The sequence below is a fragment of the Pontibacter sp. FD36 genome (assembly GCF_015686655.1).
Taxonomy (GTDB): domain Bacteria; phylum Bacteroidota; class Bacteroidia; order Cytophagales; family Hymenobacteraceae; genus Pontibacter.
This window is the reverse complement of sequence record NZ_JADPMP010000003.1, coordinates 181136-196322: the sequence shown is the minus strand read 5'-3', so window position 1 is coordinate 196322 and position 15187 is coordinate 181136. Positions and strand designations below refer to the sequence as shown.

At 50.7% G+C, this 15187-nt stretch carries 16 protein-coding genes; 10 read left to right on the top strand and 6 right to left on the bottom strand.

The window, feature by feature from the left end; translation table 11 throughout:
• Nucleotides 1-31 precede the first annotated feature (31 nt).
• Together I0P70_RS05510 and I0P70_RS05505 are read left to right on the top strand one after the other, a co-directional pair.
• Nucleotides 32-490 carry a hypothetical protein gene (locus tag I0P70_RS05510; RefSeq protein ID WP_196115312.1) on the top strand — a complete coding sequence of 153 codons (459 nt, stop codon included), beginning with the start codon at nt 32-34 and terminating at the stop codon, nt 488-490.
• Nucleotides 487-1257 carry a class I SAM-dependent methyltransferase gene (locus I0P70_RS05505; protein ID WP_196115310.1) on the top strand — a complete coding sequence of 257 codons (771 nt, stop codon included), beginning with the start codon at nt 487-489 and terminating at the stop codon, nt 1255-1257. Before I0P70_RS05510 ends, I0P70_RS05505 begins: the two co-directional genes overlap by 4 nt.
• 35 nt (nt 1258-1292) lie before the next feature.
• Here I0P70_RS05505 and I0P70_RS05500 read toward each other — a convergent pair whose 3' ends face one another.
• Nucleotides 1293-1586 carry a T9SS type A sorting domain-containing protein gene (locus tag I0P70_RS05500; protein WP_196115307.1) on the bottom strand — a complete coding sequence of 98 codons (294 nt, stop codon included), beginning with the start codon at nt 1584-1586 and terminating at the stop codon, nt 1293-1295.
• A gap of 85 nt (nt 1587-1671) precedes the next feature.
• Between I0P70_RS05500 and I0P70_RS05495 the strand changes: the two genes are divergently transcribed.
• The 4 genes from I0P70_RS05495 to I0P70_RS05480 all read left to right on the top strand — a co-directional run bounded on the left by I0P70_RS05495 (nt 1672) and on the right by I0P70_RS05480 (nt 3392).
• Nucleotides 1672-1911, top strand: coding sequence for a hypothetical protein (locus I0P70_RS05495; RefSeq protein WP_196115305.1), 240 nt, complete (start codon nt 1672-1674; stop codon nt 1909-1911).
• Between the two features lie 34 nt (nt 1912-1945).
• The gene (locus tag I0P70_RS05490; RefSeq protein ID WP_196115303.1) at nt 1946-2197 is read left to right on the top strand and encodes a hypothetical protein; all 252 of its coding nucleotides are present in this window, start codon (nt 1946-1948) and stop codon (nt 2195-2197) included.
• Nucleotides 2198-2221: 24 nt separating this feature from the next.
• A complete protein-coding gene (locus I0P70_RS05485; RefSeq protein ID WP_196115301.1) occupies nt 2222-2524 on the top strand; it encodes a hypothetical protein in 303 nt (100 codons plus the stop codon).
• 91 nt (nt 2525-2615) lie between these two features.
• Nucleotides 2616-3392 (top strand): metallophosphoesterase, encoded by a 777-nt coding sequence (locus tag I0P70_RS05480; protein WP_196115298.1) that lies wholly within the window; start codon nt 2616-2618, stop codon nt 3390-3392.
• A 66-nt stretch (nt 3393-3458) separates the two neighbouring features.
• Here I0P70_RS05480 and I0P70_RS05475 read toward each other — a convergent pair whose 3' ends face one another.
• Nucleotides 3459-4673, bottom strand: a complete 1215-nt coding sequence (locus I0P70_RS05475) for an ATP-binding protein (RefSeq protein WP_196115296.1) — start codon at nt 4671-4673, stop codon at nt 3459-3461.
• Between the two features lie 491 nt (nt 4674-5164).
• The gene (locus I0P70_RS05470) at nt 5165-5422 is read right to left on the bottom strand and encodes a hypothetical protein (protein WP_196115294.1); all 258 of its coding nucleotides are present in this window, start codon (nt 5420-5422) and stop codon (nt 5165-5167) included.
• Between the two features lie 102 nt (nt 5423-5524).
• On the opposite strand from I0P70_RS05470, the gene I0P70_RS05465 reads away from it, so the two are divergent.
• From I0P70_RS05465 to I0P70_RS05450, 4 genes are all read left to right on the top strand, one after another.
• Complete coding sequence (locus tag I0P70_RS05465) at nt 5525-6418, top strand: LysR family transcriptional regulator (protein ID WP_196115292.1); 894 nt, start codon at nt 5525-5527, stop codon at nt 6416-6418.
• A gap of 349 nt (nt 6419-6767) precedes the next feature.
• The gene (locus I0P70_RS05460) at nt 6768-9173 is read left to right on the top strand and encodes a TonB-dependent receptor (RefSeq protein WP_196115290.1); all 2406 of its coding nucleotides are present in this window, start codon (nt 6768-6770) and stop codon (nt 9171-9173) included.
• A 26-nt stretch (nt 9174-9199) separates the two neighbouring features.
• A complete protein-coding gene (locus I0P70_RS05455) occupies nt 9200-10417 on the top strand; it encodes a DUF4374 domain-containing protein (protein ID WP_196115288.1) in 1218 nt (405 codons plus the stop codon).
• A gap of 79 nt (nt 10418-10496) precedes the next feature.
• Nucleotides 10497-11714, top strand: coding sequence for a PepSY domain-containing protein (locus I0P70_RS05450; protein WP_196115286.1), 1218 nt, complete (start codon nt 10497-10499; stop codon nt 11712-11714).
• 78 nt (nt 11715-11792) lie between these two features.
• Here I0P70_RS05450 and I0P70_RS05445 read toward each other — a convergent pair whose 3' ends face one another.
• From I0P70_RS05445 to I0P70_RS05435, 3 genes are all read right to left on the bottom strand, one after another.
• Nucleotides 11793-12734, bottom strand: coding sequence for a DUF808 domain-containing protein (locus I0P70_RS05445; RefSeq protein ID WP_196115284.1), 942 nt, complete (start codon nt 12732-12734; stop codon nt 11793-11795).
• Nucleotides 12735-12938: 204 nt separating this feature from the next.
• Nucleotides 12939-14177, bottom strand: coding sequence for an OmpA family protein (locus I0P70_RS05440; RefSeq protein WP_196115280.1), 1239 nt, complete (start codon nt 14175-14177; stop codon nt 12939-12941).
• Between the two features lie 12 nt (nt 14178-14189).
• Nucleotides 14190-15185: a PorP/SprF family type IX secretion system membrane protein gene (locus tag I0P70_RS05435; RefSeq protein WP_196115278.1), complete on the bottom strand. Its 996-nt coding sequence runs from the start codon at nt 15183-15185 to the stop codon at nt 14190-14192.
• Nucleotides 15186-15187 lie beyond the last annotated feature (2 nt).

The window sequence follows — 15187 nt, the reverse complement described above, 5'->3', positions numbered from 1 at the left end:
TCGTATAAGAAGGACTGAATACCCCTTTACCATGCAAGGATCCCCAATCAAAGACAAGCAGGCTTTACGTAAGCTTTATGACACTGTTCTGCCCGAACTGGCGCAGCACATTCACCAGCACCTGGCGGATGTTATTCCGCTTTTTCATGACTTCAAATTAGAGAAATTAGTTGACACCTGGACGCGCGAACCAGGCTCTGATGCCAAGACTGAGATCAGCTTGGACAAGGGAAACGTGAACCAGATGGGGCTGCGACTGCGGCTGGAAGGATTTCAGCGGGTGGGCGCCGACAATTTTGATCTGACCAAAGACCTGTTGTTTAAACTGGACCGGAACTTCTATACCATTGGCCCGAACCAGGACAATGTGTGGCTCGAAAAAGACTACTTGCAAAACTGGGAGGTGGGTGATTACGAACTTGTGGCTGAGAAGTGGACGGAACAGTTGATAGACGACCTGACCCAGCGACTAGAAAAGTATACGGTATGATAAAACACCCAGGATTTCCAGGCTCCACGGTTCTATTTACCTTCCTGATCGCCCTGTGCCTGAGTAGCTGCCACGCCTGCCAGGCCCAGCAACCTGACACCAGCACGCAAACCGATGGCTATACCTATAAAAGGCCGTCGTCAGGAGGTACAGGAAAAGTATACATGGGCCGGGAAATCGCTGCTATCATGACCGCCACTGGGGGCAACTGGCTCGACCGCGACACACGTCAGGAAGAAGAGAACTCACCACGCACCATCGAAAACATGAACCTGGAGCCCAATACTGTGGTGGCTGATATTGGGGCTGGCACTGGTTTCTATACCTTCCAGATAGCGCCCAAAGTACCTGATGGCAAGGTATACGCGGTTGAGGTGCAGGACCGGTTCATTAAATCTCTGACATCGCGCCGAAGTAATGAAGGAGCAGATAACGTGGTGGTGGTAAAGGGCGACAGCCAACAAGTGAATCTGCGGGATGGTAGCATTGACATTGCCCTGATGGTAGACGTGTACCATGAACTTTCCTACCCAAAAGAGATACTACAGGCCATCCATCGTGCTCTGAAGCCTGACGGTAAACTGCTGTTGCTGGAGTACAAAGCCGAAGACCCGGATGTACGCATCAGGGCACTGCACAAGATGACAGCCGAGCAGATCAAAAAAGAGCTGGAAGCAAATGGATTCCGTTTGCAGCGTCAGGAAGATTTCCTGCCGATTCAGCATTTTATGCTGTTTGAGAAGGTTGAAAAGACTGAAGGCAATTAGACCTTTATTTTGCCACACAGGCAGGTTCATAGCAATTATTCACTTACAAGTTTCAGCACCTGCTGCTGATCAGCCGTTGTGACTTTCAGAAAGTAAATGCCGCTCGCCAGATCAAGCTCCGTCAGTGAGATGGTGTTAATTCCTCTTTTCAAAGTGTTTGCCTGCGACCGGATAATCCGCCCCTGTGCATTGTAGAGGACAATGACGCTCCCCTGTTCTTCATTCGAAGTAACCTGTACCTGCAGGTAGTTATCAAAAGGACTTGGGAATGCCCTGAGTGTGATGGCATCCGGAAGACCAGTGACTGATTCAGCTAAATAGCATTCCACATACCCTCAGATAAATTTTCAAAAACCCAGCTTCAAATCATAACAACTTACGTAGTATAAGGTATAGCTGTAAAAATTGTAGTTTATGCATACTACCACATTTAAATTCGAAGAAGGGAGCCCGTATATAGGGAGTCGGCGCCCAGTAGGACAGGAAATACACGAGCGGTTGATGTGGCAGGCAAGGCGTTTGCATCGGGAGGACATGCAGAAAGTTGGATGGGAACTAATCATCTACACGCCTATACCTGCTTACCTGGATAAGCCTGCTACTATCGAAGTTTATTGGGATTATGACAACCCTGACGAGCCCAGCAACGATTAAACCTGCTTTTTCACCCGAATACTTTTAGCACAGTATGAGTCTCAGTTTTTTTAACACCCACACACTGGCTGGCAGATTGGAGATGATATGGGCACACGGGACTTATCTGGCTGAACGGGGTCGCCGGGGCTATCGCATACAGCTCTATGACATGGGCGAGTTCTTTGCTGAAGTATGGAGCAACCCCGAAACCAATATCATCGGATTGATCAGAGGGCTTGCCACGAAGCGGGCACTTGAGCCCTACACCAATAAGATCAACCTGGTTGATATGATGTGCTGGTAAAGATTTATTCCCTATTTTTGAGGCGTGAATTCAGTCAAGCTTAGCTCCTACTGCCGCCTCTACGCCTTCTCTGATTACCGCAGCATGAAGTCGGCTCTCCCCTACATGCGCCAGGTAGTGCTTGCCAAGGCCCTCACCGAAGTACAGGAGTCAGACGCCCGGCGTATCGTGATGCGCCTACCAGGGAGCGGCTTTCAGAACTACCTCCGCCCGCTTGGTGGTCATCAAACCAAATCCACAGGTATAGCCTCCCTTATTACCGCCCTGCAGCTGCTTTACAAACAGAACGGGTTCTCAGCCAGGTACATTGTAGTCGAGCGAAGCTAGGCGCTTTACAAAAAGGTAATGTTCAGATCTTGCTACAGCTTCATATTAATCGTAATATTGCAATGAATATTACTTCTACGTATACGATACGATGACTAAAATAGCGCTCTTCAGTGACATACACGCCAACCTGCCTGCCTTAGAGGCCTTTTTTGCAGATGTAGAGGCCCGCAAACCCGACTTTATCTACTGCCTCGGTGACCTGGTAGGGTATAACATCTGGCCAAACGAGGTGATCGATGAGATACGCCGACGAAACATCCCTACTATAGCCGGCAATTATGATTTTGGCATTGGCAGAGAGAGCGACGACTGCGGCTGCGCCTATAAAACAGAGGAGGAAAAAGCCAATGGCGCAGTCTCTATCTCCTTCACTAACAAGATCATCAGGCCTGAGCAACGGCGCTACCTCCGCACTTTGCCTGCGCACATCAAAGTGGAGTTTCAACTGAACAACGATAAACTGAACCTACTGCTGGTCCATGGTAGTCCCCGCAAGATCAACGAATACCTGTTTGAGGACCGAGACGAAAAAAGCCTGCTGCGCATTATGAAGGACGCTGACGCCGATATCATGTGTTTCGGCCATACCCATAAGCCCTACCACCGCATTCTTAACTCAGGTGAGGGAGACCAGAGCCATTTCCGACACGCTATCAACATTGGCTCGGTGGGAAAACCCAAAGACGCTGACAACCGGGGAGGTTATGTGATGCTGACCATTGACGAGCACAGCTCGGTGCTGAACAAGGACAGTATAGAAGTAGAGTTTATTCGCTTTGCCTACGATCACGAGAAAGCTGCCAGAGCAGTGGAGGAGTCAGAGCTGCCAAACGCCTATGCTGAGAACCTGCGTAAAGGTTGCTGAAACTTTCATTGCCAAGGCACGAGGCGACCATTCCCTATTCATTCCAAAACAAAAGGAGTTTGCCCCTTAAAAAACGATTGTGAAAGTCGTGCCTTTGTCTAATTCACTTTCAACCTTTATCTCTCCCTGCACCCTATCCACCATTCTTTTTACAATGTACAGACCTATGCCGCTGCCCTCCACATGGTCATGCAAGCGCTTGAACATCGTAAAAACATTGTGTTGTTTTTTGGCTGGTATACCTAGTCCATTGTCCTGCACCGACAAATAAGATTTGCCATCAGACTTTTCGAGTTTCACAATTACCTTTGGCGTTCTGTCAGGAGAGCGGTACTTAATGGCATTACTGACAAGGTTGCTGAGGATGCTCTTAAAATTCTTTAATGAAAAGCCCGTTAATCGACTATCCGTAGCGATAGCCTCAATCTCTGCACCCGACTCGACAATGAGGCTTTGCAGATCCTGCTTTACAGATTCCATGATATCATAGAGATCAAGAGCCGCCGCCTGTTCGTCTGCACCTGTTTTGTCAAGCTCTACAATGGTGGTCAGATCCCTGATCGTGGTAGAGAATCGCTTAAGGGAGGCCTTCATCATAGCAGTGATCTGTTTGATCTCCTCCCGGTCCATTTCATTCTTCTCTACAGCGTCTGAGAGTATGGAGATCAGGCCTTCGATGTTGGCCACCGGCGACTTAAGGTCATGTGAGGCGGTGAACACAAAGCTATCCAGATCAAAGTTGGCATCCCGCAGCATGCTGTTTTTACGCTGCAGTTCCAGGTTAACAACGTAGCTGCGCTCCAGTACGCTACGGCTCTGCAAGTGGAAGGCCAGCAGGTCGGCAAACATCTTAAAAGTATTCACCACCTTAGGGTTGTTCACTTTGGCAGGCTTTGCGTCTATAGCGCAAAGTGTCCCGAAAAAAGTACCGTCTTTCAGAATGATGGGAACCGAGATGTAACTTTGGAGGCCATAGGTCCTGGGAGTATGATGCTCCTTGTAAATGGGATCTTCTGCTACATTGTCAATAACGATGGGTTGTCGATGATCCCTGATCTCATTACACAGGGTGGTGGCAATCTCCAGTTCTTCGCCCTCTTTTAGTCCGAAATGTACCTGATCACGCACGCTGCAAGCCAGCCATCTATCCTCTGTTACACGTGCAATTGCCGAAAAGCCCATTCCTGTAAGCTGACAGACCGTTTCAAGCATGTTTGGGACAATGGGGATTTGCCTTACGGCTTCCAAGTCTTTCAGGAGGTTGTCTTGGATTTCAATCATATAGAAAAGCCTTTTTCTGATTAGCGGATTTTCTAAATGCTGAAACCGCTGCTTCTTAATTCTTTAAAATTAAAAAAAAATAGTTAAAACAGAATTAAAACCGGGCAGAAATGAGTCGTCCCTCTGTTACAGGGTGAGCCGGTACAGCTCTCTCTGCGCTCCGCGTTCCTGTTTCAGACACTGACGAAGCAGCACGTCCAACACTTTGCTTTCTGTCTTGCTCACTGTTCCAGAATTTGCGCTCCCATCACGGACTTCCATCTAAAAGGGTTGCCTTGGGTTATAAAAAAACAGCAGTCCATACCTACATTTTACGTTTATAAACAATTGTTAATCAATGATTAACAAGAACACCAGACATCTAGTGGACAAGCATATGCGAAGCAGCTTTGGCCAGTACGGTCAACAAAAAAAAAATCCCTGCAGATTTTCATCTGCAGGGATCGCTTGCTCCGGGGAGCCTATAAATGCTGACTGTTTAGAAACACTGGCTAAGGTTGCATGAAGTAAGCTCTGACTAAAGCAATCACGGCGACAAGCAGGAAGATCGTGTTCAGCACCGAGCTTGCATGCGCCTTTTTAGATGCAGCATACAGAATCATAAAAAAACATCCGACGATGTTCATCCCCAGATACTCCAGCGACTGTCCGTGAGTAAGGCCCATGCTGTTCAGGCTAAAGGCCGAAAGCGAAAAGAAAGCGCCTGTCCAACCGACCGCCTCTCCCATGTATTTTCGTAGTGATAGCATAGCTTTGGTTACTAATAATTGTTGATTGCAAATTAAACTGGTGCAAATGGGCTTAAAAATGCTTTTATTCGCTTGACTAATGCAAAAAACGAATCACAGCGGATGGAGCTACAACAGATTAAGTACTTTCTGGCACTGGCGCAGGAGTTGCACTTCTGGAACACAGCCGAGCGCATGTTCATCACGCAGTCTGCCCTCAGCAGGCAGATCAAGGCGCTGGAAGATGAAATGGGAGTACAACTTTTTGAGCGGACGAAGCGGAGCGTAAAGCTGACCGAGGCCGGTGCTTTTCTGCGGGACCAATGGCTGCCGCTGCTCGATGAGATAAACCGCATTCACCTGCAGGCCCGGAAAATACACGAGGGTGCCTTTGGTTTGGTGCGTATCGGGTATCCCGGCTCCATCGTTTATGGCTTTATGCCAGACCTGATCACCAGCATCTCCCAGGCCCTGCCCGAACTGAAAGTGGAGTTGGTGGAGCCCACTGACATCAGCTTTGAGCAACTGCTGCTCAACTACCAGATGGACTTGGCCTTCCGCCGTGATCCTGCCGAGAATCCTGCGCTGCAGTCGCAGTGCCTCTACTCGGAGCCTTATGCATTGGCCGTGCCGCAAAGTCACCGACTCACCGAGCAGAACTTCACAGGACTGCACAACCTGGAAAACGAGAAATTTATCTTGTCTAATCTGGCTCAAACGACGTTTTATACCGCGGGACTACGTCAAATATTCGAAGACCATCATTTCACACCTGATGTGCGCATCGAGACAGATTTCGGAGGTATGGTGCTGGGGCTCGTATCCAAGGGGCTCGGCGTGACCATCCTGCCCTACTCCTACTCTTTCAGCGCTCTGCCCAATGTGCGCTTTATCAAACTGCCTTACCAGATGAACCTCTATGTCACCTGGCGGAAGAATGACAATAGCCCTGTCCTGAAAAACATCCTGAAACTGGTATCTGAAACAGCGCACAAGTATATGCATATGTACATCTAGTCCCTGCGCAGAAATCATTCTGATCAGGCAGCGTGTTTCGTTTACCTGCAGAGCACATCATCCTGATGCAGAAATTCGGTGCCTGCTCTGAGCTATACCTTAGCACAGGCACTCAACTCATCGCCTGTGGCTAATTCTCCATGCGTAATGGCGATCCTATAAACTCATCCCCCTCTTGTGTTTCCTGCCATTCAGCCTCCAGGACACTTACAAACTGCTATATATTGAAATATTTACTGCTGATACTGAGCACATGATTATTGTTTAGAATTAATCTAAATAATTTTGAACCTTAAATTTTCTGTCATAGCTTTGCCTCAATTTAAAATTATTCTAAATAACACAGGCATTGCAGCAGTTTATCAAAATAATCGGTGCGATTGTACAAGTTCTGGTGCTGGTATGCTTTACTAACGCAGCCTGGGGCCAGGAGCTGACCAAAGCAGTCATCTCCGGAAGCGTACGTACATCCGCCGGTGAACCGCTGGCAGGCGTAAGCGTGGTACTCAAAGAGGCTCAAAAAGGTATTACCACAGATGCCGCTGGCCGTTATGAAATAACCAATGTATCCCCAGGTGATTATACCTTGCTGATCAGCTTCCTGGGCTTTGAGACGCAGGAAAAAAGCATATCGCTCAAGCCATCTCAAACCTTAGAACTAAACATCAGCCTACGCGAGAAAACCTTTGAAATGAAGGGCGTGGAGATTGTTGGCAAGTCTGCCACCCGAGAGGTAAACGAGCAGCCCTATGCCGTTACCGCCATCTCTACGAGGGAGCTGCAAAACAGTACCTCAGACGCCAAAGAAGTGCTGAACCGGGTGGCGGGTGTGCGTGTGCTCGAAGAAGGCGGTCTGGGCTCGAATCTGAGTTTCTCACTCAATGGCTTTTCAGGTGATCAGGTAAAATTCTTCCTGGATGGCATTCCGATGGATAACTTTGGTTCTTCGCTGCAAATGAGTGACATACCTGTCAATTCCATCGATCGGATCGAGGTATACAAAGGGGTGGTTCCGGTGTGGCTGGGTACGGACGCACTGGGCGGAGCCGTCAACATCATCACCAACCGGAAAGCTAAGTTCCTGGACGCCTCCTATTCAGTAGGTTCTTTCTACACACACCGTCTGTCACTGAATGGCGCCTATACCAATCCAGCTAATGGCTATACCTTCAGAGGCAATGTGAACTACAACTACTCTGATAACAACTACCGGGTACTGGTTCCGATCAGGGAGGGCAGCAACATCATCGACACAACCGAGGTAGAGCGATTCCACGACCGCTACCACTCCGGCACTGTGAAGCTGGAAACAGGCTGGGTCAATAAAAAGTACGCTGACAATCTCCTCTTTGGCGTGATCGCCTCCGGCAACGACAAACAGGTGCAGACCGGCGCGACCATGAACAGCGTGTACGGTGGCATCATGCGCAATAGCCGTTCAGTGGTGCCTACCCTTCGATACAGCAAAGATGATTTGCTGGTAGACGGACTGAATGTGAGTCTTTACACAGCTTACAACATCACCAAAAGTGAAGTGATCGACACCCTGCGTGGCGTTACCTACAACTGGCTGGGACAAGCTACTTACACGCCTGGTTCCAACAACGGGGAGCTGCTCCGCACCTACACAACTTTTGACGACAATGACTTTAACAGCCAGCTGAATGCGGGCTATACCTTGAGTCCCAAACATTCACTGGCATTCAACTACGCCTACTCCTATTTCCGCCGCAAGGCTTTCGACTCTGAGAACCCGGACAGAATTGAGAACCAGTTTCCGAGATCGCTCAACAAGCAAGTGCTGGGCCTGGCTTACAAGTTTGACCTGAACGAGAAGTGGAGCACGACGTTGTTCAGCAAAGCGTATTTTCTGCATGCCAGAACAAGCAAGCAATATGATTTCGCCCTTGAAACCCAGCGCACCGAGGCCCTGGAATCGAGCAAGCGGAACTTCGGCTATGGCCTGGCTACTACTTATTTCCTGTTGCCGGACCTGCAGCTGAAGGCGTCGTACGAACATACCTACCGCATGCCCTGGGCAACCGAGATTTTTGGAGATGGACTTTTTGTGCAGCCAAACCCTGACCTGGGTCCGGAGCAGAGCGACAACTTCAACGCCGGGGCTGCCTATGGCTTTAAGCTAGGTCAGGATCACCAGTTTAACCTTGAGAGCAGCTTTGTTTACCGCGAGGCAAAAGATCTGATCTACCAGGTAGTAAGAGTGGCCAGTCCGCAGACCTATTACGACAACCTAAGCGATACAAGAACGCTGGGCGTGGAAGGCAGTCTGCGCTATCAGTGGCGCGACATGCTGCGATTGGGCGGCAACTTCACCTTCCAGGATATCACCGACCAGGCTGACTTAGTTTTTAACGATTCCTATACCAACACCGGGTGGCAGCGAAACTTTCAGAAAGGCTTCCGACTACCCAACACCCCTTATATGTTCGGCAACGCCAATGCCGGTTTTACCTTAAGGGATGTGCTGGTACCGGGCGCTGTCTGGAATGTTAACTACTATTACAATTACGTGGAGCAGTACTTCCTGAGCTGGGCAGAACTGGGGTCCAGAGACTCTAAGAAAGTAATCCCGACACAGTCATCGCACAACCTCGAACTCTCCGGCAGTTTCCGGGAGGGCAGGTACAACGTCGCGATCGAGTGCCGCAACCTGACCGATGCCCTGCTTTACGATAAATACTATCTGCAGAAACCTGGTCGTGCTTTTTACCTGAAATTCCGATATGTCCTTTAACTATTATCTAAATCCAAACAATTCATATGTTTTCATTTAAATACGCCAGCAAACTGGCATTGCCAGTCCTGGGCCTTTGCTCTGCCCTCCTGTTCACTTCCTGCGACAGTAATGACGAAAACCCGACACCAGACGCGGACAGCTCTTTTGCCATGTCACTCGCTGTTAGAGGCAGCGACGGAATCTTTACTTACTATACTGTTCCTTTTGGTGATTTAATGACCGGAAACATCTCAGCCAAAGGACAAGGTATAGAGCAGTCGGGTTACTACGACTTCACGCAGATCGGCAAAACAATTTACAGCATTGGCGGCCTGGATGACGTGAATGTGGTGGGTATCTCTAAGAATGAAGCCGGCGAACTGAAGCAGATCGGCAACGTCTCTTTCCCAAACAGCCTGTCTGATATTATCAAGGCTGACGACAATACCCTGGTAGGCGTGGAAATGGCATCGACATCCGACGTGATCAAGTTCCATACCTTCAGCGCCAACACGGTAACGGTTACCGCCACCAAGCAGCACCTTGTTTCTGCCATCACCAACCTCAAGACGCCCTCTTATTCAGGTATGGCCATCAGTGGCAACAACCTATACCTGAGCTACTACATCAGCGACCCGACCACGTATGCAACCCCGCATACTGACAAGGCGCAGATCGCAGTTTTCTCGTACCCGGGCTTAGAATTCCAGAAAGTGATAGAAGATACCCGCACCGGTCCGATCGGTGGCTTTAACACCAAGTCAGGTTTGACGGAAGATGAGAAGGGAGATGTCTATGCGCTGTCGCATACCAATCCGGCAAACGGCTACAGCCAGGTGACCAACAAGCCAGGCATCCTGCGTATCAAGAACGGCGAAACTACCTTCGACCAGACTTACTTCTTTGATGTGGAGCAGCTGACCGGAGGCAAAACCATTTCACACCTGAAGTACTTGGGCAACGGTATAGCATTTGTTGAGGTCAACACAGCTGCCAGAAACCAGCAGGCAGCCTGGACTGACGGACCACTGCGATCAGCGATCATCGACCTGAACAGCAAAACCCTTCGCTACATCGACGGCCTGCCGGAGCACGCAGGCAGCGGTCGCAGACTGGCAGCATTGCAGGACGGTAAGTATGTGTACATGAGCGTTCCGGAAGGCAATAGCATCTTTGTGTACAGAATAGATACTGAAGCCTACACCGCTACCAAAGGAGCTGAAGTAGAAGCTAACTTTGTGGCAGGTATCTCCAAGCTTTAACAGACATTGACTCTTATACCCGCTTCATCAGCGCACGATGGAGCGGGTATTTTCTCTTTAAAATTCCTTTCTGAATAAGATGAAAAGCAAGAAGAACAGCGGCAAAAGTGTGTTGAGGCGGGTGAATGACTGGCTGCACCTCTGGCTTGGCCTTGCATCGGGCATTGTGGTGTTCATTGTCAGCATTACGGGCTGTATTTATGTTTTTGAGCCGGACATTAAAGATGCTTTGGAGCCCTGGCGATTTGTAGAAGCGCAGGATAAACCCTTTGTGCCCCCAAGTCAGCTGCTGGACACAGCCCAGGCCTACATGCCTGGCCAGAAGCCGACCGGTCTTACCTACAGCAACAAAGAAGGAGCTGCCGCAGTCGGCTACATGGGTTTCGAAAATGGAGGTAAGAGCTTCACCGCTATCTTCATCAACCCCTACACAGGCGAGTTTCTGAAAAAGCAGACCAGCGGGGACGGACAATTTGACTTCTTTCATTTTATCATAGACGGGCACCGCGCCCTGTGGCTGCCTTACGATATTGGACGCCCGGTGGTAGGTATAGCTACCCTGATCTTTGTGGTGTTGCTTTTCACTGGTCTGGTGATGTGGTGGCCTAAAAAACTGAATAAGGCTGAGCTTAACAAGAGCTTCAAGATCAAATGGAATGGCAAGTTCAAGCGGGTGAACTATGACCTGCACAATGTGGTGGGTTTCTACAGCCTGATCCTGGCTTTTGTGCTGGCCGTAACGGGTCTGGTCTGGAGCTTTGAGTGGTTCGGAAACGGCCTGTACTACCTTACCTCGGGCGGCGAAGAGAAGCCTGGTCACCATCACCCACACTCTGACGTTTCCAAAGCAGGTATGTTTGCTGAGGATACGGTTTCGATGCTGGACAAAGCCTGGTACAAAACACTGGCTCTGGAGCCGAATGCGCAGGGCTGGTATATGACACCGATTCTGGAAGACGAAGAGGATGCCATTGAGCTCACGGCTTACCAGGACTTTGGCACTTGGTATAACCGGAACGAATACTACTACGACCAGCATACCCTGGAGCCGTACCGCGTGCAGGGTGACAGGTACTCAGAGGCCAGTCTGGCAGACCAACTGGTGATGCTCAACTACGACATGCACGTGGGCATTGTCTTGGGAATGCCGGGTAAGATCCTGGCTTTCTTTATCAGCCTGATCTGCGCCAGCCTCCCGGTCACCGGCTTCCTAGTGTGGTGGAATAAAAAGAAAAAGAAACCAAAGACGAAGGATGGACAGGAAAGGCCCAAGCTAGCCAAAACGGCCCGGGCCTGATAGCCTACCCTTTATCTGGAAAAGCAGAAAGGTCGCCTCTACCAGGGCGACCTTTCTGCTTTTTATAAAACGGGTGTCTTAGTGAGCTACCTTTTCGGCCGGGCGTTTGAATAGCTTCTTGCCAAGGGTCACAATTTGCGCAATTACAGCTCCCAGCAGCAAACCACCCAAAGCCAGCACCAGTACCTTTACCAGCCAGCCAAGCATAGGTACATCGGGGAACAAGTGATCCAGAATCTCCATGGGGTGGTGCATAAATGGTAGTCCGTGCGCAATGATCTCGGCCCCTACCCACAGCATAGCAGCAGTACCTACGTAGCCAAGTATGGTCAGAAATTTAGGCATGGACTTCACAATGCCGCGACCAATCTTTTGGGTGGTCGGGTGGAACTTGTCCTGCGCCATGTGTACGCCGATATCATCCGCTTTCACGATCAGGGCCACAAAGCCGTACACGGCGATGGTGATGAAGATTGCCACCGCAAACAGCACCACGATCTGGTTCACCAGCGGACTCTCAGCAACCGTAGCATACGCTATGGCCATAATCTCAGCCGAAAGGATAAAGTCTGTTCTAATTGCACCGCTCACCCGCTGTTTCTCCAGTTCCTGTGGGGTGATGATGTCCATTTCCTCTGTAGGCTCGTCGGTTGGTTCGTGTGTTTTGCTGAACATGGAGTGTACTTTCTCGTAGCCCTCAAAGCACAAAAAAGCACCCCCTATCATCAGCAGGTAAGGTATAACGACGGGTAAAAAGTAGCCCAGCACCAGCGCGGCCGGCCCCAGAAAGATCGCTTTGTTGATGAGCGACTTTTTAGCGATCTGAAAGATGATGGAAAGCTCCCGCTTCGGGTCGAGGCCCACCACATATTTAGGCGTCACGGCCGTGTCATCGATCACAATGCCGGATACTTTACCGGTGGTTTTCGCCACCTGTGTGGGCACATCATCCAAGGTTGCCGCACTGACTTTCACCAGCGCTGCCACATCGTCTAAAAGCGCAAGAAGTCCTGTCGCCATGGTGTATTCTTTAGTTTAAGGTGAGTTGAGTTCATATTGCCTGCTTTGTACGCATGAAGTTCCAAAGCAGGCTGATACAAGGTCGTAATTTAAGCGAAAGAAATGGGATTGTGCTAGAGAGGATTTAAGAACTGATAAAAAAAGGAGGCCCCTCTTTTAGGCAGGGGCCTCCTTTATCATGTTTTGCATGTTTATGGTCAGGTACTACTGCACCAGGTATAGTTCGGTCTTGCGGTGTGCTTTGCCTTTGCCCGGGAGTACCTCGCCCTCCACTTCTACCCTGAAGGCCTTGTCCGCAAAGTAACGCTGGATGTAGGCCTTCACGCTCTGAGCACGCTGCTCACTCACACGCTGCTTTGCCGCAGGCTCCCCGTAGCCGTCGGAGTAGCCTTTTATCACAAAGGATGCTCCTTCTGGCTGCAGACGCAGGAAGCGGGACAAACCGGCCAGTTCGCTCAGGCTCAGGTGCACCCGGTTAAACTCGTTGTAGAGCACCAGCGTAGGTGTAGCGGCTCGCACGGGAGCTTTAACGCCCGGTTCCTCAGAGATGGGCTCCACTGTTTGCTTAAGCTCTTTCTCTACAACTGGTTCAGAAACAGCTTTCTCAACTGGAGCTGGCTCAGCCTCCTCGACAGTGGCTGTGACAGCTGGCTCAGCCCTATCGCCTAGCATGTAAGCAACGTAGCGAGGCGTCTCTCTGCTAGTTCCGGCCACCCACAATGTATAGTCAGCACGCTTGCTGAAGTAGGCGTTATACGTCTCCTTCCCATTTACCACACCTGGCAGGCGCACAGCCTCTCCCGGCTGACCGTTCTGCAGAGCGGCTCCGTAGATGTAGGCGGCCTCTCCCTCCTGACGGGAAAAATACAGTGAATCGTTGCGCACAAAAGGAGCGAACTCTGCCTGGTCGGAATTGACCTGCTTGCCCAGGTTGCGCGGGCGTGACCACGACTTGCCGTTCCACTCGCTCAGGTATAGATCGTCGTAGCCCTGTGAGCCTGCCAGTTCGGCGGCAATATAGAGCTGACGCTGGTCCTCCGTCAGGTATAGGCCCAGGTTATAAGAGTGGTTGCGCAGGCGGGGAACACGCACTTCCTCACCCTTCACAAATTCCCCGTTCATCCACTTATACCTAGTTATCCGTTCCTGTTTCCTGCCCGACTTGTGGTAGACAAACACCTCTCCTGCCGCCAGGTCACCTCCAACAATGGCGTTGATGCGGCCGGCATTCAGGGCAATGGCCCGCTCCGTGGCCTCTGCTTCTCCGAGACGGGCGGTGTAGAGGTACTGGCCGTCACCCTCTTTTTTGGTCACGAGCAGCATGTCCTCTCCTAACAAGGCCACGCCGGCCATTTCAGCATTCGTCTCCTGAAGTTTCGTCTGAGCCTGACCCACTGTCAGGGCTCCTAAAATCAATCCAATAGTATATATAATCTTCTTCATGTTAGCCTTGCTTTACCAGATAGTCACTTGTCTTCCGTACTTGGGATACTTCACCGGAATCAGGTTATAGGTGAGGGAGATCTCGTTGGTGCTCCGGCTCACGTGGCGGGCGTTCTGAATCGGGATCTCGTAGGCATAGCCAATGCGGAACTGATTCAGGCGCAAACCGGCGGTGGCGCTCCAGGCCAGATCCTGGCGGTAGCTGCCTCCCAGCCAGAGCATGTTCTGGTAGATCGCTTTGAGTTGCAGCTCGGCACTCTCCTTCAGCTTGTCATCGTACTGCAGCATGGCATTGGCCACCAGCCCGAACTCATCGGAAAGGGCGGTGCGGTAGCCTGCCTGCAGCAGGTGCTTGCGGGTGTAGAGATCCTGCAGAAACTCATCTCCTCCTGACACGATGCCGCCCTTGGTCACGTCCTGCATAGCATACCCAATGTAGAAGTTATCAGCCGTCAACGTCCAGCCCAGGTTCAGGTCGAGCTTGCCCTGGCGCAGGCGCTGGCCCAGCACCCCCTGAAACTCAGGATCGCTCTCGTTGTCCACCGTCAGCCTGTTGCCGTCCAGGCGCTGGGCATTGTAAACGATGGCCCCACCCCAACGCAGACTTAGACTTTCTGAAAGGCGCACCCGCGAGGCGTAGCCCAACTGCACCTGGCTTTCGGAGAAGGGTCCGAACTCATCCTGCAGCACCGACAGACCGAAAGCATGCTTGGCACCAACCTGGCGGTTGTAGTAATCGTCCTGTCGGGTGCGGAGTAAGTCACTCTTTCGCCAGGCAGTCAGGTCCGCGAGGTCCAGCTCTGCGGAGGCGAAGTAGGTTCGGGGCGCTCCCTCAAAGCCTGTCCACTGGTTGCGGTGGAAGCCCTTGAGCATAGAGCCCTCGTAGCCTGTCAGCGAGGGGTTGTAGTATTGCTGAAACAGCTGAAAGTTGGCAATGTGCTTTCTGTTCTGGGCACTCACGCCCAGAGCAGAAGCAACGAATAATATAGATAGGATTAACTTTTTCATGT